This window comes from Methylobacterium sp. E-066 (assembly GCF_022829635.1).
Lineage (GTDB): Bacteria > Pseudomonadota > Alphaproteobacteria > Rhizobiales > Beijerinckiaceae > Methylobacterium.
Window position 1 is genome coordinate 1 of sequence record NZ_JAKSYO010000149.1, and the last position, 342, is coordinate 342.

The following is a 342-nucleotide window of genomic DNA, read 5'->3' on the forward strand; positions in this document are numbered from 1 at the left end:
CGCCCGATCCGACCCGCCAGCTGCCGCGCGATCTCCTGCGCGCTGCCGAGCATCGCATCGCGCTTCCCGGCCTGGAGCAGGGCGCGCTCGACCTCGTCATCGAAGCGGTCGCCGGGGGAGGCCCGACACGGCGGAACGATCCCGAGCTGGCTCGGACCCTCGACATCGCCGACCTGCCGATCGCCTTCGGGGGTGCCGCCCCACGCGATGCCTGTATCGACGCCCTCGCCCGGGTGATGGCAGCCAAGGCCGACTCCCTTCAGACGGGTTCGGAACTCGAGGACCTCGACGGTTATGGTGCGGCCAAGGATTGGGGCCTGGCACTCGCTGCCGACCTGCAAG

Annotated in this window: 1 pseudogene; it reads left to right on the forward strand. The window is 71.1% G+C overall.

Annotated features, from left to right (window positions below):
• A pseudogene (locus MKL20_RS20605) lies at positions 1-342 on the forward strand (ATPase); the annotation flags it as partial.